Genomic DNA, 20,192 nt, shown 5'->3' on the forward strand with positions numbered 1-20,192 from the left:
ATTTCACTGGCGCCGGAGAAACCGGGTGGTGGGAGAAGGTTTACTTCGGGCAAACCGGTTTGCGTGCCCATCGTTTTGTGCTCAAGTGGCGAATTAGACGATGGATTGGCTCGCGGAACTGCCGGCCAGGGCGCCGGCAAGCCCGGACGTTCCGAGAGGCGGATGCCCATGCGACCTGACGCCCCCCAGGTACTCGCCACTGTGGCGATGGATCTCCACGAAGAGCGCAGCCCCAATCGCACCTTGGCCGCCCTGACCCGCCACGCATGGCACCTCGTCGGTACGGGCGACACCGGGCTGCTCACCCGGCGGCCGGACGGATCGATGCGGTCGGCCGCCTGCACCCATCGGCTGGTGAGCAGGGCCCACGACCTGCAGATCAGGCTCGCTGACGGTCCGTCGTTGAGTTGTATGCACGACGGGACGGCGATCGTCGTCCACGACCTCACCACCGAGGAGCGGTGGCCGGAGTGGGCGGCCCGCGCCGCGGACCTGAACTGGCGCAGCATGATGGCCGTGGCTCTCGGCACGCCGGATCAACGCGTCGGGGTGGCCGACTTCTACGCCGAAGCCCCGGGCGCGTTCGGCCCGGACGAGCTCGAACTCGGCTCCGCGTTCGCCCGGCACGCCTCCGTGGCCCTGATGTCGTCAGCCGCCGAGGATCGCCTCCGCGAGCAGGTCGACGTGTCCAACATGGTCGGTCAGGCCGAAGGCATCCTCATGGAACGCTACGGCGTCGACGCTGAACAGGCGTTCGCGATGCTTCGCCGTCGTTCGACCGAGCAGCACTCCGAACTACGCGAAACCGCGGCCGCGATCATCCAGACTCGGCGCGCGAGCGACATCTGACCCGCCTGGGCTCACGCGTCGGTGGCCAGCAGCGGGCCGAGCGGCCCGAGGTCGATGTTGAGATCTTCGACGCTCAGGTCGTAGCGGCCGCGCAGCTCCGCCATCGCCTGGTCGAGCCGCATGAGCGCCACCCCCAGCGCCTCGACCTGCTCGTCGCTGAGGTCACCTTGGTCGACGCGGCGCAGGGCCTGCCGCTCCATGAGCTGCCTGATCAGTTCGATGATGGTGAGAACGAGCTTGAACAGGTCGCGTTCCACCGAATCCGGGTCGGTCTCCAACCGCTGCGGGAGGATGCTCGGCAGTCGCGGTGTGCTCATACTCAGCCGCCTTCCTGCGCTGCCCGGACCGAGCTGAGCAACGCGCGCAACTCCAGCCGGACGAGGTCGACGCCGGCCAACGAGATCGTGACGTCACCGGCCAGCACGACCCCGGTGCCAAGTAGCCGGTCGAGCAGGTCCACCAAAGCGATCTGCCCCGGCGGGACGGCGGGGGCCAACGCCTGGGTCATGGCTCACCCACCGAGACGAAGGAGTAGGCCGGCCACGGCCCTGCGTACTCGATACGCGACTGTTCGTAGCGCCCGCGCAGCGACTCCACGGCCGCACAGAACGCGGGCGTGTCCTCAGCGCCGACCAGGCACGCCGCGTTGAGCGTCATCGGCACGGTCTCGCCGGTCAGCCGTGCGTCCTGTGGTGCCAGCCTGCGCGTGTCGCTCGAGTGCCGACTCACCTCGGCGTACACGTCGTTGGCCACCGTGGCCGCCCGCTCGGCGGCTTGGTGGCGGCTACTGACCTGGGCTTGGCGCCGGGCGAGGTACTCGCGCCCGCTTCCGGCCGGCGCTGCCGACGACGCGGCCCCGGCGAGGTCTTCGACCGGTGCCGGCGGTTCGGCGAAGACCTTGACGCTCCATTCCGCGCGCCCGGAGATCAGGTCGAGGCTGCTGTGCAAGTCCGCTGCCGAGCGGTCCAACCGAGCCCGCACGCTGGATTCGCCCAGGCACACCGTGGCCAGACGCAATGGTGCGACCGGTGCTCTGGCCGCGACGTCGCACAGGACGGCATGGTGTGTCTGGGCCGTCTCGGCCAGCCAGGTGAGGTCTTGGAGGCTGCGCTCCAGCGCTTCCTCGCCGAAGTCGTCGAGGTCGACGGTGTTCACGATGCCGACCAGGCCGGAGTCGCTCTCGACTGGTCGTACCGGTTCGCCGCCGAGGCCACGAATACCGTCCAGATCAGCCGCGCCGACGTGGCGGCTGATGCCGTAGAGATAGCACGCCGGTTCACTCATTCGACGACTCCAGCGACTCGATCTTCTGACGCAAGCGTTCGTTCTCCTCGATGAGATCGTTCTGGTCGTCGGAGAGCAACGGGTCGCGCCGCCACCAATCGATCCCCATCTCCTGGGCGCGATCGACCGAGGCGATCAAGAGCCGGATCTTGATCGTGAGGAGTTCGATGTCCAGCAGGTTGACTCGGATGTCGCCGGCGATCACGATGCCCTTGTCCAGCACGCGTTCCAGCACGTCGGCGATGTTCGCCGGCTGCGGCGCGGCGGCTACTGCCGACCCGTACGGCCGCGCCGGCGCGGGCCTGCTCATACCGTTGGTCACGTTCGTCAGTCCTCCCTCGGCTGCCCACGGTGGTACCGGCGCATCCGCCGCAGCCCGCTGAGCTCCGCATCGGCGTCGAGATCGACTTCGTACACGGCGAGCAGGTCGGTCGTGGCGGGTATTCGACGCAGTTCCACGACTTCGATCTGCACGCGCCATCCGTCGTCGAGGCGTTCGATGCCCACCACGCCCTCGATGTCGTGTCCGGTCATGGCGGTCAGGGCCTCACCTGCCCGGGCGACCACGTCGGAGATGGCCGGCTTTCTTCCGCTCGGCGCGGCTCGTGCCTGCTTGTTCCCCGACGTGCTCGATCGCGACCCCGATGTGCTCGATCTCGACGACGTGCTCAACTTCGAGCCCGATGCACTCGACTTCGACTCCGATGTCTTCGATGTCGCCATGGTGTCAACGCTCCTCGTCGACCGGGCCGAGGGGTTGCTGGATGAGTCGAGCGGTCAGTTCGTCCTCCATCGCCTCGGCGTCCTGCTCGGACAGCGTCCCCTCGGCTCGCTGGCGTTCGATCTCCTCCAGCTTGCGACGGATGACGGCGGGGTCGTAGTACTCACGTTCAGCCTGTTCGCGCACCACCTCCGCAACGGCGGCCACGCCGCGAACCGGCGCGAGGGGCAGCGTCAACAATCCGGTGAACAGGCCCATCGTCAGACGTCCGGAACGAAGTCGTAGGCCGCCGACGGGCCCAGCAGGCGCAGTCTGGCCCGGCCGGCCAGGGCGGTCGCGGCGGCTTCCGCGGCCTCCTCGAAGGTGTCCCGGTCGTGGTCGTCGACCAGCAACGACACATGGATGAGATCGTCCACGTCCGCCGACGCGCGTGTGTTCCAGTCCACCGCGTGCGGGCGCAACCGCTCGAGGACGGCGCGTGCGTCGTCGGCGCGTTTGGCGTCCAGGGCGTGCGAGACGAGTTCACCGAGGTGAACCTTCTCCGCCAGCCCGACGTCGTCGGGCAGTTCGCGCGTGCGGTCCCTGAGCTCAGCGATGTCGCGGCGTTCGGACACGATCTCGGCCAGCACCGTCTCTTCGTCGTAACGACCGCGGACGATGAACTGACGCCGACCGGCGACGTAGGCCAGCACGTCGCTGAAATACGACGTGTTCGGCGCGAGCAGGTCCGACTCGACCTCGGCGGCGTCGGTGAGGACCGACCCGAACCGAACCGGCACGGTCGGTCCCTGCGTGGCCATGACGTCCACGACTCGCATGTGGGCGATCAGGTCGTTGCGCCGCCCGAGCGGGCGACCTGACGGTACCGAGCCCACGATCGCGCCCACGGAGCCGTGGCGGATGAGACCGACCGGCTGGTCGTCCAGACCGGCGAGGTCGGGTACGAGCTCGGTCGCTGCCGGCACGATGGCGTAGACGTACGACGCCTGCCCGGCCGACGGCACGCCGCCGCCGGCGCGCTGTTGATGAGTGACGGTCATTCGGACTCGCTCCTTCGCCGACGCGAGCTGGTCGCCTTGGCAGGCCGCCGTCGAGGCTGTTCGTCGTCGTCATCGCCGCCGGTGACGGCTTCCTTGATGCCTTCGATCGCGCCGGAGGTCTTGCCCTTGGCGCCCTCGCGCGCACCGTCGCCCATGAGCGTGGTGAGGTCCTTGCCGCCCTTCTCGTACAGGTCGAGACGGTTCGTCGCCTCGGCGAATCGCAAGTACGTGTCGACACTCGCGATGACGATGCGGGCATCGATGGTGAGCAACTCGATGCCGACGAGCGAGACCCGCACGTAGGCGTCGATCACCATGCCCTTGTCGAGAATGATGTCGATGACTTCAGCGAGTCCGCTCGGCGACGGCCGTTCCAGTTGGCCGCGCCCGCCACGCGACTGATTCATCACGGTCATGCGATCACCCTTCGGTTTTCAGCGTGTGCTTCGACGTCGGCGACGAGGCGGTTCCTCGTCCGCTTCGTCCTCGATGGGTTCCTCTTCGTCTTCGGCGGCCTCGTCTTCGAGTTCCTCGTCCTCGGGCTCGTCCTCGTACTCCTCCTCGGCGGCCTCGTCCTCGAACTCGTCATCGGCGGGCTCGTCTTCGTACTCCTCGCCGGCCTCGTCCGCGACGGACTCCTGATCCGATTCGGCTTCACCGTGTCCGGCGACCACTTCGCTGTCGTGGATCTCGCCGCGCCAGCCCTCGACCTGATCGGGATCGGGCAAAAGGTTCATCATCACGTGGCGGCGGAAGTGCTTCAGCTCCAAGCGCGCTCGACGCCCCTGCGCCCGCCAGATGTTCCCGGTGCGCTCGAAGAAGCCCTTCGGGTAGTACTCCAGGACGACGATCACCCGCGTCAGGCGGGGCGCTAGCTCGTGAAACGTCACAGCCCCGTCGACATGTCCCTTCTCGCCAGTCGAGCGCCAGACGATGAGCTCATCGGGGACCTGCTCGATGATCGTCGCGTCCCACGTACGGTGCGACCACAGCACCTGGGCCTGGAAGGTGACCTTCTCGTCGGACTCCTGCTCGACGCTTTCGACCTTCTTCATGAAGCGGGGAAAGTCCTGCAGCTGCGTCCACTGGTTGTAGACGACGTCGACCGGCAGCCCGATGTCGATCTCTTCGATGATGTTCGTCGACCGGGTCGCTTCCTTGCCGCCACTACCCGAGCTGCCACCGGGCATGATGTCGCCGATCTTGTCCTTGGCAGAGTCGAAGGCTCCGCGTAGTCCGCCCTTGACCGCACCCTTGACCGGTGAGGAGTCCTCCACGGCGCCCTTGGCGGCTTCCTTGGCCACGCCACCGTCGCCGACACTGTCGAACTTGCTGGTGAGGTCGGTGATCCGGCTGGTCGCCGACTGCAGCGCCCATTGACTCAGCGCTTGTGCGCCCTGCTTGGCTTCGTCCTTCAACCGGTCCAGCGGCAGTTCATCCATGATGGACTGCAGTGGCGATGTTCTCGGTTCGTCGGTCTCGGTCGCCATGTCATGTCACCCCCGCGTCCTGGCCGCTCCGGACTGGGACCCGGCCTTCTTCGCCGTCCTCGACCCGCGCGACGAGGTCGACTTCTTCGCCGTAGCCGACGATCCGGACGCCGACTTCTTGGCGGTCGACTTGGTCGCGGCCGTCTTCTTCGCTGCCTGACGCTTCTTCGGCGCGGCCTTCTTGGCGCTCGCCTTGCGGGCGGGTTGTTTCTCCTCGTCCGGCTGCTCCTCGTCCGGCTGCGCCTCCCCCTCGGGCTGTTCCTCATCCGGCTGTTCCTCGTCCGGCTGCGCCTCTACCTCGGACTGTTTCTCCTCGTCCGGCTGCGCCGCTGCGTCCGGCTCCCGTTCCTCCTCCGCCTCCTGCTCGGCGTCACCTTCTGCACCGTCGGCGGACGGCTCGATGACGGCGAGCTTGCCGACGCGCTCGTGGATGGTGTCGCTGAGCCGGTTGATGCGGTTGCTGGCGGTGCCGACCGCAGCCTGGCGGGCCGAGTCCATCAGCGTGGTGCGAACGCTCTCGGACAACTTGGCGAGCTCGGGATTCGCCTCGATGTACTCGTTCGCCTGCTTCAGCAGGCCTCGAGGCGTCGTGGCGATCCGTTTGCCGGCCAGCAGACCGCCAACCATGATTGCCAGCTTGATCTTTCTCCTGCGTCCCAGCAGGTAGCCGCTGGCCACCGCCGCAGCGATCCGCGCACTCGAGGAAGTCATCGACGTTCTCCCGCACTCGCAGGAATGGTTCGGTTTGTCACGATCTGACCGGTACCCCTACCGCCCGGACACAAACGACCAGGGCCGGCGCCTTCGCGCCGCACCACCTCACACCAGGGCCTGGACCCGGCGGATCATCGGAATACTCGGATAGAGGTCTTCGTCGATCCGGTCGACCAGGAACTGCACGTATCCCGGCACTTCGTCTTCGGTGAGCAAGCTCTCGATGATGTCGAGCATCGTGGTCGACGGATACGTATCGCTCTCCACCTTGCGCAGCAAGGCAGCCAGGAGCGCTTCGCGCGCGGAGTGTTCGCCGTTGGTCGGCATGAGGTCCTCCAATGGACGACGACGGTTGCGCGCTGCGTACCCGCTTTCCATGATCATCCACGGTCGTTCGTGACATCCCGGGTGATAACGTCGGCGATCATGGGAGCCGGGCAGGAGGCGGCAGCAGTCCAGGTGGGCGTCGCGGCCGAGGTGGTCACTCCGCAGCCAGGCGGTGCCATGGGCGGCTACGCGTCGCGGGCGGGCTCGTCGGACGGCGTCCTGGACGACTTGTTCTGCCGAGTCGTCGTCATCCGCCAGGGGCGCAGCGTCCTCGCCCTGGTCGCTTTCGACCTGCTCTACGTGCCGACGCAGCTCGTGGACACCGTGGCTGCCGACATCGCCGCCGCGTTGAGTATCAACACCCAGCACGTTCTGGTGAGCGCCACGCACACGCACTGCGGACCGGCCATCGCCGGGCCTGGCAGCACCGCATTGCACCAGGAGCTCTCCGCTGCCGCGCAGCGATGCGCCCTGGCCGCCGAACGTGTGGCCGTCCCCGCGCGGCTGTTCCATACCGGCTTCTCCGCCGCCGAGCTCGTCCGGCACCGGCGCGAGCCGGCCGGCACCGTGGACGGCACCGGTTCGGTCCTCCTGGCCGTGTCGGATACCGCGGACGAGGTCATCGCCTCGATCGTGACGATGGCCTGTCACCCGACCGTGTTGGACGGCGACACCGTCGCCTACTCACGCGACTATCCGGGCGTCGTCTGCGACACCGTCGAGGAGATCTGCGGCGGGCAGGCCGTGTTCTTTCAGGGCTTCGCCGGCGACGCGAATCCGATCTTTCACGATCACAGCCCGGGCGACATGCGCCTGTTCGGGCGGCAGGTCGGCACCCGTGCCGCTGATGCGATCCTGACCGCCCAGCGTGCGGCCCGAGACAACTGGACGATGAACCTCAGCCGGGGCATGAAGGTCGCCGCTCCGATGCCGTCGGTGGCCCGCGCCGTCGACGGCGCACGGTTGCGGGGGCAGGTGCGCCACGTCCAGGTCGAGACCAAAGAACCACTCACCGCCGACACGGTCCGGGCGGAACTCGCTGACGCCGACCACGCCATCGCCAGCGCGCGGACATCGGCCGAACACACGACGGCGATCGCCCGGCGAGCACGGTGGTGGATCGAGGACCTGATGGGCGAGAACCCGCCGTACTTGGGCGTCGATCTCCCGTCGGGCGCGACCAGCACCTTGCCCGTCCAGGTGCTCACCATCGGCGAGAACCTGCGGCTCGTGGCCCTGCCCGGCGAACCTCTCCACGGCGCGGCGGCCCGCCTGCGCAACGCGTTGGGTGACGGGGTGTTGCTCGTCGGCTACGCCCATCGAGCCGAGAGCTACCTGCCCTGCCTCAGCGACTTCGACCACCTCGGGTACGAAGTCGGCAGCACCCGCTATCAGCCTGGGACGGTCGAGCGTCTGGTCGAGGCCGCCATCGACATGGTGCGTGACACCGCCGGCGGGTCGCCCTGACCCGACGCAGCTAGCGGGCTCCGGCCCCAGCGCCCGCCGGCACCGACTTCCGACCGGCCGCACGGGCTTCGGCTGCCAGTTGCTGGTCGGTGATCTCGGTGGCGAAACTCGCGGCGCGTGCGGTGAGCTGGTCCAGGACGTCGGGGTGGCGGTCTTTCAGGTCGTAGGTCTCGGCCGGGTCGAGTTCGAGGTCGAACAACTGCGGCAGCTCACGCCCATGCGCCCGGTTCGGATCGCGCGGATGCCGGTCGAGGTGCAACTTCCACCGGCCGGAGCGCACGGCGTTGAGCGTCCACCAGTGGAAGAAGTACAGCGTTCGCGGCTGCCGAAGCGATGCGCCGGAGAGCACGGCCGAGATGTCGACGCCGTCGATCGGCCGGTCGTGCGGCAACTCCCCACCGCCCAGCGCCGCCAACGTCGGCAGCAGATCGAACAGGCACACCGGCTCGTCCGACACCGCGCCCGCGGGTATGTGTCCCGGCCACTGGGCGACGAACGGCACCCGGACGCCGCCCTCATAGGTGTGGATCTTGGTGCCGCGCAGCCCGCCGGTACTGCCTTCGAACCACGGACCGTTGTCGCTGGTGACCATGACGATGGTGTCGTCGGCCAGCCCGAGGTCGGCGATCGTGTCGAGCAGTCGCCCGATGTGGTGATCGAGGCATTCGACGACGTCACCGTACGTTCCGCCGGCCGAACAGCCGCGGAACTCGTCGGTCACGTGCAGCGGCACGTGGGGCATCGTGTGCGCGACGTAGACGAAGAACGGCTCGCCGGCGTGCCGTTCGATGAAGTCGATGGCCTGGTCGGTGTAAGAACCGGTCAGTGCCGCCTGATCGACGTCGGTGGCCGAGATCTCCTCGCCGTCGAACAGCTCCACCGGATGCATGTCGTTGCTGTAGAGCAGCCCGGCGTACTCGTCGAAGCCGTGCCGGGTCGGATAATGCTCCGGGCGGCACCCCAGGTGCCACTTGCCGAACATCGCCGTGCGGTACCCGGCGTCACGCAACATCTGCGGCAGCGTGTACTCCCAGGACGACAGGCCGGCGCCGTCCCGCGGATTCAGCACCCGCGGCAACCCGACCCGCTGCGGATACCGCCCGGTCATCAGGGCCGCCCGCGACGGTGTGCACACCGACGACGCCGCGTACATGTGCCGCAGCGTGATGCCGTTGGCGGCGATGGAATCGATGCGTGGCGTGCGCAGGATCGGGTTGCCCATGCACCCGAGATCGCCGTAGCCGAGGTCGTCCATCACCACCAACACGACGTTCGGTCGAGTCGATGGCGCCGCCTGATCACTCATCGTGCTTGGTGTCCTTCCTGCCGGGTGTGCCTGGTGGTAGCCGCGGCGTGTCGACAGCTCCGGACAGGACCGGGTCGTTCGTCTCGGCCATCCACGCTTCGAGGCGTGCCGTGAGCTCGCGCTTCACCTGGGTGTAGGCGGGATCCGGGGCGAGATCGCGCAGTTGCCACGGATCGGCGTCGAGATCGTAGAGTTCTTCGACCGGCCGGGGCCGCAGATGGTCCTCGCCCAGGCCCGAGCGCACCGGGGCCGCTTCGATGTCACCTGACAGCCGCATCGGCGTTCCCGGCTCGAGGTTGCGGATGTAGGCGAAGCGGTCCGTGCGAATGCAGCGGATCGGGTCGTACTCGTCGTGGAAGTTCTTCTCGGCGAAAATCTCCGTGCGTGGTTCAGCGGGTTCACCGCGCAGGACCGCGGCGAAACTGGTCCCTTGGACAGACGGCGGAATCTGGCCACCGGCGAGGTCGAGCAGGGTGGGCAGCACGTCCACATGACTGATCAGCCCGTCCGCCGTGCCAGCCGCGACGTGCCACGCGCGGGGCGGGCGGGCGAGCAACGCCACTCGGATGCCCGGGTCGTACAGCGTGCCCTTCGCTCGCGGAAACGCGATCCCGTGGTCGGTCGTGAACAGGACCAGGGTGGACTCGGCGAGCCCGGTCCGCTCGATGGCATCGAGGACGCGGCCGGTGGCGGCATCGGCCACGCGGATCGAGCCGAGGAATCCGGCCAGATCCCCCCGGGTGTGGTGGTTGTCCGGCAGGAATGGCGGAACATCCACCGAGGCCGGATCCACCGGTGGGTACTGCGCCGCCGGGTACGGACGGTGCGTCTCGAAGAACCCGACCGTCAAGAAGAACGGCTCGGCCGGTGCGGACTCGAGCCACTCCACCGCCTTCGCCGACACCGGGCCGCATCGCGCCGCGCCTGCATCCCAGGGGTACAGCTCGTCGAAACCGAGCCGGGACGGGTCCCGGCTCTCGTGCTGCTGACCGATGAGAGCGGTTCGGTAGCCGAGCTCGGACAGCAGCGCCGGCGCGGTGCGCTGGCCTGGGCGGTACTCCCAGCCTCTGTTCACCAGGCCCATCAACCCGTGGTTGTGCGGGTATCGGCCGGTGAACAGCGAGCCCCGGGCCGGACTGCACAAGGGTGTGGTGCAGAACGCGCGGTCGAACCGGAGTCCCTGAGCCGCCAGCTCGTCGATGGCGGGACTGGTCACGTCGCCGTGACCGTACGCACCCAGATGAGTGCCGACGTCGTGCCAGTGGATCAGCACGATGTTGGGGCGCTCGGCGGTGGTCATGCCCCGCTCGCCGAGTGGTGCGGCACGAGTTCGGCGTGCACCTCGCCGAGGCCCTCGATCTCGCCGCGCACCACCACGCCGGCCTCGTAGTGATCTTTGCTGAGCACGACCCTCACCTCGGTCGCGCCGAGCGTGATCACGTCCCCGGGAAAAAGAGTGATCATGGCCGAGATCGTGGCGAGCAACCGTTGCGGACCGGCGATGTAGGCCGATGTGGAACCGCGCACCACGGTCTCGCCGACGTGCAGTGTCATCTCCCGATCCTGCCAGTCATGGTCCGGCAACGGGGCCGGTGCCGCGCGCACGACGTTGAACCCGTCGGCCCACCGGCCGTACATGGCGCAGATCCCCCGTTCACCCGCCCGGGCCGGCTCCACCACCGCGTCGGCGAACGAGCGGTCCGACAGCGACACCATCGGCGTGTAGCCCAAGACGAGCTCGTTCCCATCGGCCACGTCGGCCGCCAGCGCACGGACGACGACGGCCAGCTCGATGCTCACGACGAGGTCGCCGGCTCGTGGCGGAATCTCGACGGGCGATCCGCTGACGCCGAGCGAGCTGGCCGGGCCGTTCAGGAAGCGCGGCACCTCCAGCCGGGGCAGGTTCTCGGCCTGTTCGGCCCCCGCGTAGTTGCCGAACGAGGTGTAGAAATGCCGGGCCGATCCGGCCGACCACTGCTGCGGCGACTCCAGGACCGCACCTGGTGACGTGGCGACCTCACGTACCGCATACGACGGGTGCGACTCCAGTGGCACCGCGGACCGCTCGGCCGCGTCGCCGGGGCTGTCGGCCACGGCCACCGGGTTCACCAGGGTGCCGATGTCCTCGATCTCGACATCCAACCGTGTATCGGGACCCGCGGCCTCGGCGGCGGGGACCGGCAGGCCGTCGACCCCCATCGTCGCGAAGTGGATGACGTCGCCCGGGTACAGCGAGGCGAACGACGAGTACCAGGCGATGACCCGTTCGATGCCCAACAGCATCGCCCCGGTGTGCGCGCGGTCACGAGTCCACCCCGACTGCCGCGTGTACATCAGCAGGTCGTAGGGGTTGCCGACCTCGTCTTTCGTCACCAGGTACGGCCCCATGGGTGCGAGGCTGTCGGCCTTCTTGCCGGCCCACGAGGCCGTCACCTGATACAGCCAGTCGCTGTAGCCGTCCGGCAGTGAATATCCACGGCCCGCGTTGCCGGGGACGATGCCGTAGTAGTACGTCCCGGCGACGTCGTTGACCACCGTGTAACCGGCCACGTGATCCATCGCCCGCTCGATCGGGATGTATCGGCCGGGTGCGCCGATCACCACGCCGAGCTCGACGTTGAACGACATCAGCGGCTGGTGATGCCCGTTGCGGAACGTGACCGGAGCCCCGGCGCCGATCGCCGCCCCTTGCGGGCGATGGTGCCCGAGCGGGAACAGGTTGACGATGGGGGTCTTCGGGTTGTTGCGGACGAACGACGCAGCGTTGGTGACCAGCCCCCAGTAGAGGCGGGGCCGCGGGATGGGAGCGAGCAGCTCGACCTCGGCGACCGGGTGGCCTGAGCGTGGGAACAGCGCCGCGTCCGCGCTCGCCACGAACCGCCGAACGTAGGTCACCAGCCGGGACAGTACCGCCATGCCCTCGTCGCCGAGGGCGAGGAACTCGGTGAGCGTGCCCGGCCAGGGCTCGCCGAGAAACCGTGGCCGAGTGGCGATGAGACCCGACGACGGGATCGACGCGTACGCGGCGAGGAACGCCTCGGCGCGGCCGGGCTCGAGCACCCACGCCGTCCCGGTGCCGGGTTCGTCGAGCACGAACCCCCATCGTTCGCCGCCATCGGCGACAAAGCTGGCCAGTCGCACGCGTCGATCCCTTCGCGGTCAGGAGTTGTCGATCCGGTTGCCCAGCGGCAGGCGCCGCCACGAGCTGCCGTCGGAGACCACCAACATCGGCGCCCGGTTCGGCGAGTCGGTCACCAGTGCTATCGCGCCCGGCGCCGGCTCCGGAAGTTCAGCGGCGGGCACCACCGCCAACTGCAGATTGTGCGCGTGGACGGTCCGGACCCTGTTCTCCGCCGAGCCGACATCACGCGCGTTGTCCGCGGTCGGGATCAGTCCGTTGATGTCCACACGCATCGCCGCGACGCCGTTCGTGTCGTTCGTCGAGCACAGCAGCTCCACCGCCGCCGCGCCGGAGTCGTTGGCCGGCACCACGCGCACACCGCCCTTGACTCCGGGCCCGGCACCGGTGTCTCGTTCCGAGGCGGCCACGAAGCTGCCGAAGGCGTCGGCACCGGCGCTCGGCGCGCCGGTGGCCCGTACGACGAGCGCACCGTTCTTCGCCGCCGTGACCTCGTGGCCGTTGGCGCCGGCGCTGCGCCGTTCCACGTAATTCTCGTCACCGAGCGACTCCGCATACAGGACGCCGGCGGTGTTGTCGAACGTGTTGCCGATGATCGTCGAACCGGACAGCGCACCGACCACCCGGACCGGCGGCGCTTCGGGCACGGTGTTGCTGCCGAACACGTTGCCCACGATCGACACACCGGCAGCGTCGCCGTTGACGCGAATCGCGCCCCAGCGCTCCTCCGCGTCGAGGTTCCAGTGGTCGAACGAGTTCGCCGAGACCGTGATCTGCTCGGCTGCGGACGCGAAGTAGACCGGCGAGCGCGTGATCCAGTTGAAGCTGTTGGCCGTGATGGTGACGTTGCGCGCCTGCGCTTCAGGGCGGAACTCGATCGCGTGCGGCGGGCGGTTGCCGCCGTCGGGCTCGGCTCCACCGAGGACGTTGCCGGTGAACGTGAGGTTCGTGCCCCCGGTCGTGACGCGGATGGCGGCCCCGTTCGACCCGTTCTCGACCACGTTGCCGGAGAACGTCGAGTTGATGATGCCGCCGGAGAACAGCCGACGCCCGATGTCGAGGAGGTTGTTCGCGATCACCGCGCCGCGGAAGTGGTGGGCTTCGGCCCCGCTGGTCACGATGGCCGTGCCCATGCTGTGGAAGTGGTTGCCTTCGATGAGCCACTTGCGCATCCCGTACGGCAGCAGATGCACGCCGCTACCCGAGACGCCATCGGTGGGCCACGAGATGTCGAGCCCGAAGTCACCCACGGCGACCAGGTTGTTCGTGAACACCAGGCCCCGGCCCACATGCTTCACCGCGGTGTAGAACTCGATGAACGTGCACTCGGTGATCGTCGGGTCCATGTCGTCGGTGTTCGCGTTCTCGGCCTCGGGATCCCGCGCGGTGTGGATAGCCGTGGTGTTCTTCAAGCCACCGTCGACGACGAAGGCCAGGCCCCGGACGGCGGCCAGCGGTGCGCGCAGGAACAGGGCCGTCCCGTCGAAATCCGGGCGGATGATGGACGATCGAACGCCCATCGTGCCCGCTCCGGCCAGGACGATGCGGTTGAAGTTGCCACCGCCGGCGCCCTCGATGTCGGGAACGACGAGGGGGCGGGTGGTGCGGTACGTTCCGGGCGGGAAGTAGACGATCTTGTTCAACCGCTCCAGCTGGGCGTCGATCGCCTGCTGGACGGCGTCGGTGTCGTCGGCGACGCCGTCACCGACAGCGCCGAAATCCTGCGGAGTGGTCGCGTCGGTGACGTCGAACGGGGCCGGGCTCGCCGACGCGCCGACGGATACCGACGATGCGGTGGCCACACCAGCGAGGCCGGCGGCGCCGAGCAGATGGCGCCGTTTCACGGTCTTGGTCATGCTGCTGATCCCTTCACCGGGCGGAGTAGCTGGTCCTCGTGCGGGGTGATGAATTCGTGAAGCGCATGCCGTTCGGCCTCGTCACATCGCCGCAGGGGTGGCGCGACATGGGGCGGGCACAGGGACCGCTGTGCAAGGATCTCCTTCACAGTCGGGGTGCCAGGCCGGATCGTGTGGATCTTCGTCAGCTCGGTGATCCGGGCCTGCAGCCGTTGAGCCTGGTCGCGCTGGCCGGCCGCGTGTGCGCCGGCGAGCTGAAGCGAGAGGCCGGGTGCGATGTTGGCGATGCCGGGGGTGATGCCGTCAGCGCCGGCGTCGAGCGCGGCCGCGAGCTTGGTCTCGGCTCCCTGGCTGACGGCGAAGCCGGGACGGCGGCGACCGCGAGCGACGAGCTGGGTCAGGAAGGCCAGGTCGCCGGAGCTGTCCTTGATGCCGACCACATGTTCCAGCTCCAGCAGGCCGTCCAGCACGGCATCGGTGATCGGGTTGCTGTACCGCGGCGCGTTGTAGGCGATCACCGGCAGGCCGCTCCCGGCCAACGCGGCGTAGTGGTCCACGATCTCGACGTCGCGATGGTGGAAGTAGATCGGCGGGCTCATCACCAGTGCGTCGGCTCCGGCGTCGGCCGCGATCGTCGCCCGGCCGACGGCGTCCAGCGTGCCCGGCGCGGTCACGTTGACCGTCACCACACCGGACTCGCTCAGCGAACGCCAGTGCGCAACCACGTCCGCGACGAACGGCGCGAACGCAGCGGTCGGGATGAGCGGTCCCTCGCCGTTGCTACCGAGCAGCATCAACCGGCGCACCCCGGCGGCATGCATAGCCTCCAACAGGGCGAGCGACGCGGCTGCCGACGGCTGCCCGCCCGGATCCATCGGGGTGACCAGCGGCACGGTCACCCCGGACAACAGCTCGGTGCCCGTGCGCATCAGTAACCCTTGATCTCTGGCCAGGCCAACTCGAATCCGTCGGAGCGCAGCTCGTTCTGGAATGTCGCCAGCCGGCGCTCGTCGCCGTGGACCTGCTGCGGGGTCAGCGAGTTGGTCAGGCAGTGCGCGACCAGCGCGCCGGCGGCTTCGCCGATGTTCCACTCGACCGGATGCAGCCGATAACAGCCGTTGGTGATGTGCGTGGTCCCGATGTTCTTCCCGGCCGGAAGCAGATTGCGCATCCGCACCGGCAGCAGCGCACCGAGCGGGATCTGGAACGGGCTACTGGGAACGTCGAGGTAATTGTCACCGCCGGTGGACGGATGCAGGTCGATCCGGTACATGCCGATGCCGACGGAGTCCGGATACTGCACCGCGCCGGCGTCGCCGCGCACCGTCATCGACAGGTCCTGCTCGACCACGGTGGTGTGCGCCCGGATACGCCGAGACTCACGGATGTACGGCGCCATCGCCAGACCGTCAGGGGTGCCCATGATGTCCGGGCGCGTGCGCAGCCCGGGCCAGCCGGCACCGCCGTCCGGCCGCGGCGCCTCGGTCTGCAGCCAGTACAGCATGCTCAGCGAGAGCTGCCGGGCGCCTTCCAGATGCTTGGCGCGTTCCTCGTCGGAGACACCCACCAGCGGACCGAGCAGATAGTCGATCATCGGCCAGTTGACGACCGTGACGTCACTGGTCGCGAACCCCGGCGGGAACTGCTCGCGGGCGAAGATCCGGCGGAACTGCCACAGATCCCGGTCGCCGGGATCGGCGCTCTGGTCGGCGATGATCGGGCCGGACTCCGTGTTCGGCACGAACGTGCGGGTCAACGGCTCCAACGTCCGCGGATCCGGCGCGGTCAGGCTCAACAGCCGATCCGGCCACACGTCGGGCTGGTAGTCGCGCCAGAAGCCGTACTGGTCCGGACGGTCGATGGTGTGGTCCTCGCCGTCGCGGTGCTCGATCGCCAACACCCACGAGAACGCCTGTTGGTTCAGTGGTTGGGCCTGGCTGGGAGCGCTCGGCTCACCGGTCTCGGATTGCGACTCGAAACCGATGACGTGCTCGACGTCGGCCAGCGGCAACAGGTCGCCGAGCTCGGTCGCGTCCAGGACGTAGGGCGCTTCGATCGTCTGGTGCTCCCCCGCCCGGTCGGCGACGGTGACGGCGGTGATCCGGTCGCCGTCGACGTGCGCGGCGACCGGGCGGCGGCCGGTCAAGACCTGCAACGTGCCGGCCGATCGATACGGCGCCAGCATGCCCTCCAGCACGGCGAGAGCGACCCGGGGTTCGTGGCACAACCGGCCCACCCGTCCGAGGCCGGGGTTGAGATCGGGGCGCTCGCGGGCCTGCTGCGTCAACGGGTACCAGGTGCGGTAGTAGGCGCGAACGCTGTCGCGAAACGATCGGTACGAACGGGTGCAGCCGAACTGCTCGATCCAGGTGTGCTCGTCCGGCGGCACGGCCTGGCTGGTGAGCTGCCCACCTATCCAATCGTGCTCTTCGGTGACGATCACCGACCGGCCGCGCCGCAAGGCCGCCAGTGCCGCTGCGACTCCCCCGACACCCCCTCCGACGATCAGGACGTCTGTACGCAGGTTCGCGTCATTACTCAACTGATCTGCTCCCGTGCTTCTTCGAATGTGACCTCCACCGCGCCTTCCAGGTCGTAGGCGGCGCGAAGCAGGCCCTGGGTGTACCGATGGGTGGGGTTGGTGAACAGCTGCTCGGCGGTGGTGGACTCCACCAGCTCGCCCTTGCGCATCACCGCCACGCGGTCGGCGATCTGCCGGACCACCGCGAGGTCATGGGTGATGAACAGGATCGACAGCTCCCGCGTGCGTTGCAGTTCGACGAGCAAGCGCAGGATCTGCGACTGGACCGAGACGTCGAGCGCGGAGACCGCCTCGTCGCACACGAGCAGCCGCGGGCGCAGGGCGAGCGCTCGGGCGATGCTCACCCGCTGGCGTTGCCCGCCGGACAACGCGGTCGGCCGTCGCGCGGCGACGCCCTCGTCGAGCCCGACGGCGGCGAGCAGTTCCCGCATCGCCTCGCGTCGCTCGCCGCTCGGGGCCACGGCGGGATGGACCTTCCACGCCTCACGGATGATCGACCCGACGGTCATGCGGGGATTCAGCGACGATCCGGGATCTTGGAACACCATCTGGACCGCGCGTTGCAGCTCAGCCGGCCGCTTGTCGATGGGGCCGAGGGCCCGGCCCTCGTAGGTGATCGTGCCCTCCTGCGGCTGGACCAGACCCAGCACGCAGCGCGCGACCGTCGATTTGCCCGAGCCGGACTCGCCCACCAGCGCGAGGATCTCCTGCGGCTGGATGTCGAGGCTGACGCCGTCGACGGCCTGGGTGATCGTCCGGCCGCCGCGCAGGGATCGGCGCGGACCGTGGAACGCGACGCGCAGGTCGCGGATCTCGAGCACCGGGTCGGACGACGTCATGGCGCCACCTCCGTGGCTCGGTGGCAGGCGCTGAACCGTCCGGGCTCGACCTCGCGCAGTTCCGGCTTCTCGGTGCGGCAGCGTTCCACGGCCAGCGGACACCGGGGATGGAAAGCACAGCCGGACGGCCGGTCGAACGGGTTGGCCGGCGCTCCCTGCAGAGGCTCGGCGATCGCCGTCTTGGTACTGACCGCCGGCACGTTGTTGGCCAGGGCCCGGGTGTACGGGTGGCGCGGACGTTCGAGCACCTCCCGGGCGGGGCCTCGTTCGGCGACCCGCCCGGCGTACATGACGACCACCTCGTCAGCCACGTGGGCCATGACCCGCAGGTCGTGGCTGACCAGCAACATGGCCAGCCCCTCCTGGTGGCGCAGGTCGGCCAGCAGCCGGAGGATGCGCGCTTGGGTGGTCACGTCCAGCGCCGTCGTGGGTTCGTCGGCGATGATCAGCTGCGGCTCACCGGCCAGCGCCATCGCGATCATCACCCGCTGGCGCAGCCCGCCGGACAACTCGTGCGGATAAACGTCGACGCGTTGCTCCGGGTCGGGAATCCCGGCCCGGCCGAGCAACTCGAGCACCCGTGCGTGCACGTCCTGGCGGGCCATGCCGCCGCGCCGGAGGATCTCGCCGACCTGCTTGCCGATCGGCTGGATCGGATTCAGCGCCGCCAACGGATCCTGGAAGATCACGCCGATCTCGCGACCACGTACCTCCCGGATGCGGCGACGTGGAGCATCGAGCAGGTTCAGCGAGCGCCAGACGATCCGCCCGGAGGTCTCGGCGCCGTCCGGCAACAGCCGCACGATCGACATCGCGCTCATGGTCTTGCCGCTGCCGGACTCACCGATCAGGCCAGTCGTACGACCGGCACCGACGCCGAAGGACACCCCGTCGATCACGCGTCCGGTCACGCTACCCGTGGACAGCACGACCTCGAGGTCCTCCACCTGGAGCAGGGGTGCTCCCGGTGCCGGTGCGGCGCCGGCCCCGGAGGCCGGGGATCCGGAGGCCGCGACGGTGGACAAGGGCTTCTCAGTCACCCGAGACCGTGACCTCGTGGAAGTAGGGCACGCCGTCGGAGACCGGGGTGAAACCCTCGACGGAGTTGCGCCAGGCGTAGGGCTGCTCGACGAACATCGGGTACATGCCGACGGCGTCGTTCCAGATGATCTCGGTGGCCTGGGCGTAGAGGTCTTCGCGCTCGGCGACGTCACTGGTCGACCCGGCCGCGGCCAGCAGCTTGTCGAGCTCCTCGTTGCAGTAGCCGATGCGGTTGGCCTCGCACGTGTACAGGCGGCCGAGGTTGGTTGCGGCGTCGTAACCCTGCGACCCGATCTGCTGCATGTTCATGTCCCAGTTCAGGGCCAGCAGGTCCTCGAGAAACACCGCTTGTTCCTTGTTGGTCGGCTCGACCTTGACGCCGATCTCGGCCAGATCCGAAGCGACAGCGTTCATGAAGTTCCGGAACTGCGGTTGGGAGTACTGCCACTCGATGACCGTGTTCTCGTAGTCGAATCCGGCCTGGTCGAGCGCAGCCTTGGCGGCGTCGGGGTCGTACTGCACCGGTTCCTGCGGCGCGTAGCCCAGCACGGACGGCGAGACGGGCGCGTCCGCCGGGGTACCGGTCTCGGGGAACAGCGATTCGATGATCGCCTCGAAGTCCACCGCCTGCCACAGGGCCCGGCGGACGGCCGGATCCGCCAGCGCAGGTCGAGAGGCGTTCATCCACATGGTGAACACGCCCGGGCTGGGCACCGACTCGACCGTGAGGTTCTCGTCGGCCCTGAGCTCGGCGATCTGGTCGTCAGGCATGCTCCACGTGATGTCGACCTCGCCGGTCTTCAGCGCCGTCATCCGCGCCGCGACCTCGGGAATCGACTGGAACTCCAGGGTTTCCAACTCCGGCTCGCCGTCCCAGTAGCCGGGGTTGGCACTGAGCTGGAGCACCTGCCCCGGCTCGAACGACTCGACCACGAACGGGCCCGAGCCGACCGGCGCGGAGAAGAACTCTCCGTCGTTCTCGACCTGCGGCGTGACGAAGAACGACGAGATCTTGCCCAGGAAAGCCGCGTCGGGGCTCGGAGCGGTGAACACGACCGTGGACTCGTCGGGCGCGTCGACGGTGTAACCCTCGAAGTTTCCGGCCAGCGGTCCTTCGCCGGCGAGTACCCGCTCGAACGAGGCGACGACGTCCTCGGCCGTCACCGGCGTACCGTCGGAGAACTCAACCCCTGACCGCAACGAGAACGTCCAGACGCTCGCGTCGTCGTTGGACTGCCATGACTCGGCCAGCTCCCCCTCGAACTCGCCGCTGCCGGTACTGATCACCAGCTGGCTGAAGATCGCCCGGGCCGCGAGCTGGGTGCCGGCATCCATGCTGGCCGCCCCGTGCGGATCGAGGTTCTCGATCGCGATCGGTCCGGCAACCGTCAGTGTGCCGCCACCGGCACCGCCGTCGCCGTCGCTCTCCGCACCGGCGGTGTCCGACGATTCACCGAACGAACATCCGGCGACCACGGCCATCGCCGTCAGGGTCGCTGCCACCGCGCTGAGCGGTCGCCGCATCCGAAGTGTCATGGTCGTTCCTTCCGTCATGGAATCGCACCACCGTGGGTGCG

22 protein-coding genes are annotated in these 20,192 nt (G+C 68.6%); 2 read left to right on the forward strand and 20 right to left on the reverse strand.

What is annotated here, in order from left to right; genetic code table 11:
- The first annotated feature begins 168 nt into the window (after positions 1 to 168).
- The gene (locus M6444_RS19740) at positions 169 to 849 is read left to right on the forward strand and encodes a GAF and ANTAR domain-containing protein (protein ID WP_298331362.1); all 681 of its coding nucleotides are present in this window, start codon (positions 169 to 171) and stop codon (positions 847 to 849) included.
- Between the two features lie 11 nt (positions 850 to 860).
- Here M6444_RS19740 and M6444_RS19745 read toward each other — a convergent pair whose 3' ends face one another.
- The 11 genes from M6444_RS19745 to M6444_RS19795 all read right to left on the reverse strand — a co-directional run bounded on the left by M6444_RS19745 (position 861) and on the right by M6444_RS19795 (position 6,425).
- On the reverse strand, positions 861 to 1,166 hold the full coding sequence (locus M6444_RS19745) for a gas vesicle protein K (RefSeq protein WP_298331364.1): 306 nt from the start codon (positions 1,164 to 1,166) through the stop codon (positions 861 to 863).
- 2 nt (positions 1,167 to 1,168) lie between these two features.
- On the reverse strand, positions 1,169 to 1,357 hold the full coding sequence (locus M6444_RS19750) for a gas vesicle protein (RefSeq protein WP_298331366.1): 189 nt from the start codon (positions 1,355 to 1,357) through the stop codon (positions 1,169 to 1,171).
- On the reverse strand, positions 1,354 to 2,133 hold the full coding sequence (locus M6444_RS19755) for a GvpL/GvpF family gas vesicle protein (protein WP_298331368.1): 780 nt from the start codon (positions 2,131 to 2,133) through the stop codon (positions 1,354 to 1,356). The genes M6444_RS19750 and M6444_RS19755 overlap by 4 nt, the downstream gene beginning before the upstream one ends.
- Positions 2,126 to 2,443: a gas vesicle protein GvpJ gene (gene gvpJ, locus M6444_RS19760; RefSeq protein WP_363326438.1), complete on the reverse strand. Its 318-nt coding sequence runs from the start codon at positions 2,441 to 2,443 to the stop codon at positions 2,126 to 2,128. Before gvpJ (M6444_RS19760) ends, M6444_RS19755 begins: the two co-directional genes overlap by 8 nt.
- Before the next feature lie 17 nt (positions 2,444 to 2,460).
- Complete coding sequence (locus M6444_RS19765) at positions 2,461 to 2,856, reverse strand: gas vesicle protein (RefSeq protein WP_298331371.1); 396 nt, start codon at positions 2,854 to 2,856, stop codon at positions 2,461 to 2,463.
- A 4-nt stretch (positions 2,857 to 2,860) separates the two neighbouring features.
- A complete protein-coding gene (gene ccmI / locus M6444_RS19770; RefSeq protein WP_298331372.1) occupies positions 2,861 to 3,112 on the reverse strand; it encodes a c-type cytochrome biogenesis protein CcmI in 252 nt (83 codons plus the stop codon).
- Positions 3,113 to 3,114: 2 nt separating this feature from the next.
- Positions 3,115 to 3,894, reverse strand: coding sequence for a GvpL/GvpF family gas vesicle protein (locus M6444_RS19775; protein WP_298331374.1), 780 nt, complete (start codon positions 3,892 to 3,894; stop codon positions 3,115 to 3,117).
- The gene (gene gvpJ, locus M6444_RS19780; protein WP_298331376.1) at positions 3,891 to 4,310 is read right to left on the reverse strand and encodes a gas vesicle protein GvpJ; all 420 of its coding nucleotides are present in this window, start codon (positions 4,308 to 4,310) and stop codon (positions 3,891 to 3,893) included. The genes M6444_RS19775 and gvpJ (M6444_RS19780) overlap by 4 nt, the downstream gene beginning before the upstream one ends.
- Before the next feature lie 18 nt (positions 4,311 to 4,328).
- The gene (locus M6444_RS19785; RefSeq protein ID WP_298331377.1) at positions 4,329 to 5,384 is read right to left on the reverse strand and encodes an SRPBCC family protein; all 1,056 of its coding nucleotides are present in this window, start codon (positions 5,382 to 5,384) and stop codon (positions 4,329 to 4,331) included.
- Positions 5,385 to 5,390: 6 nt separating this feature from the next.
- Positions 5,391 to 6,095, reverse strand: a complete 705-nt coding sequence (locus M6444_RS19790; RefSeq protein WP_298331378.1) for a hypothetical protein — start codon at positions 6,093 to 6,095, stop codon at positions 5,391 to 5,393.
- 108 nt (positions 6,096 to 6,203) lie between these two features.
- Complete coding sequence (locus M6444_RS19795) at positions 6,204 to 6,425, reverse strand: hypothetical protein (protein ID WP_298331379.1); 222 nt, start codon at positions 6,423 to 6,425, stop codon at positions 6,204 to 6,206.
- Between the two features lie 99 nt (positions 6,426 to 6,524).
- On the opposite strand from M6444_RS19795, the gene M6444_RS19800 reads away from it, so the two are divergent.
- Complete coding sequence (locus tag M6444_RS19800) at positions 6,525 to 7,892, forward strand: hypothetical protein (protein ID WP_298331380.1); 1,368 nt, start codon at positions 6,525 to 6,527, stop codon at positions 7,890 to 7,892.
- Positions 7,893 to 7,902: 10 nt separating this feature from the next.
- Here M6444_RS19800 and M6444_RS19805 read toward each other — a convergent pair whose 3' ends face one another.
- Genes M6444_RS19805 through M6444_RS19845 form a run of 9 tightly spaced genes read right to left on the reverse strand, consistent with a single transcriptional unit; the run spans position 7,903 to position 20,151 of the window.
- Positions 7,903 to 9,198: a sulfatase gene (locus tag M6444_RS19805; RefSeq protein ID WP_298331382.1), complete on the reverse strand. Its 1,296-nt coding sequence runs from the start codon at positions 9,196 to 9,198 to the stop codon at positions 7,903 to 7,905.
- Positions 9,191 to 10,498: a sulfatase gene (locus tag M6444_RS19810; RefSeq protein WP_298331384.1), complete on the reverse strand. Its 1,308-nt coding sequence runs from the start codon at positions 10,496 to 10,498 to the stop codon at positions 9,191 to 9,193. Before M6444_RS19810 ends, M6444_RS19805 begins: the two co-directional genes overlap by 8 nt.
- Positions 10,495 to 12,339: a fumarylacetoacetate hydrolase family protein gene (locus M6444_RS19815; RefSeq protein ID WP_298331386.1), complete on the reverse strand. Its 1,845-nt coding sequence runs from the start codon at positions 12,337 to 12,339 to the stop codon at positions 10,495 to 10,497. Before M6444_RS19815 ends, M6444_RS19810 begins: the two co-directional genes overlap by 4 nt.
- A gap of 18 nt (positions 12,340 to 12,357) precedes the next feature.
- Complete coding sequence (locus tag M6444_RS19820) at positions 12,358 to 14,193, reverse strand: glycosyl hydrolase family 28-related protein (RefSeq protein ID WP_298331388.1); 1,836 nt, start codon at positions 14,191 to 14,193, stop codon at positions 12,358 to 12,360.
- Positions 14,190 to 15,122 (reverse strand): dihydrodipicolinate synthase family protein, encoded by a 933-nt coding sequence (locus tag M6444_RS19825; RefSeq protein ID WP_298331389.1) that lies wholly within the window; start codon positions 15,120 to 15,122, stop codon positions 14,190 to 14,192. The genes M6444_RS19820 and M6444_RS19825 overlap by 4 nt, the downstream gene beginning before the upstream one ends.
- Positions 15,122 to 16,717, reverse strand: a complete 1,596-nt coding sequence (locus tag M6444_RS19830; RefSeq protein WP_363326439.1) for an FAD-dependent oxidoreductase — start codon at positions 16,715 to 16,717, stop codon at positions 15,122 to 15,124. The genes M6444_RS19825 and M6444_RS19830 overlap by 1 nt, the downstream gene beginning before the upstream one ends.
- Before the next feature lie 14 nt (positions 16,718 to 16,731).
- Positions 16,732 to 17,574, reverse strand: a complete 843-nt coding sequence (locus M6444_RS19835) for an ATP-binding cassette domain-containing protein (RefSeq protein ID WP_298331392.1) — start codon at positions 17,572 to 17,574, stop codon at positions 16,732 to 16,734.
- On the reverse strand, positions 17,571 to 18,614 hold the full coding sequence (locus M6444_RS19840) for an ABC transporter ATP-binding protein (protein ID WP_298331393.1): 1,044 nt from the start codon (positions 18,612 to 18,614) through the stop codon (positions 17,571 to 17,573). Before M6444_RS19840 ends, M6444_RS19835 begins: the two co-directional genes overlap by 4 nt.
- Positions 18,607 to 20,151 (reverse strand): ABC transporter substrate-binding protein, encoded by a 1,545-nt coding sequence (locus M6444_RS19845; protein ID WP_298331395.1) that lies wholly within the window; start codon positions 20,149 to 20,151, stop codon positions 18,607 to 18,609. Before M6444_RS19845 ends, M6444_RS19840 begins: the two co-directional genes overlap by 8 nt.
- Positions 20,152 to 20,192 lie beyond the last annotated feature (41 nt).

Source organism: Haloactinopolyspora sp., assembly GCF_027324685.1.
Taxonomy (GTDB): domain Bacteria; phylum Actinomycetota; class Actinomycetes; order Jiangellales; family Jiangellaceae; genus Haloactinopolyspora.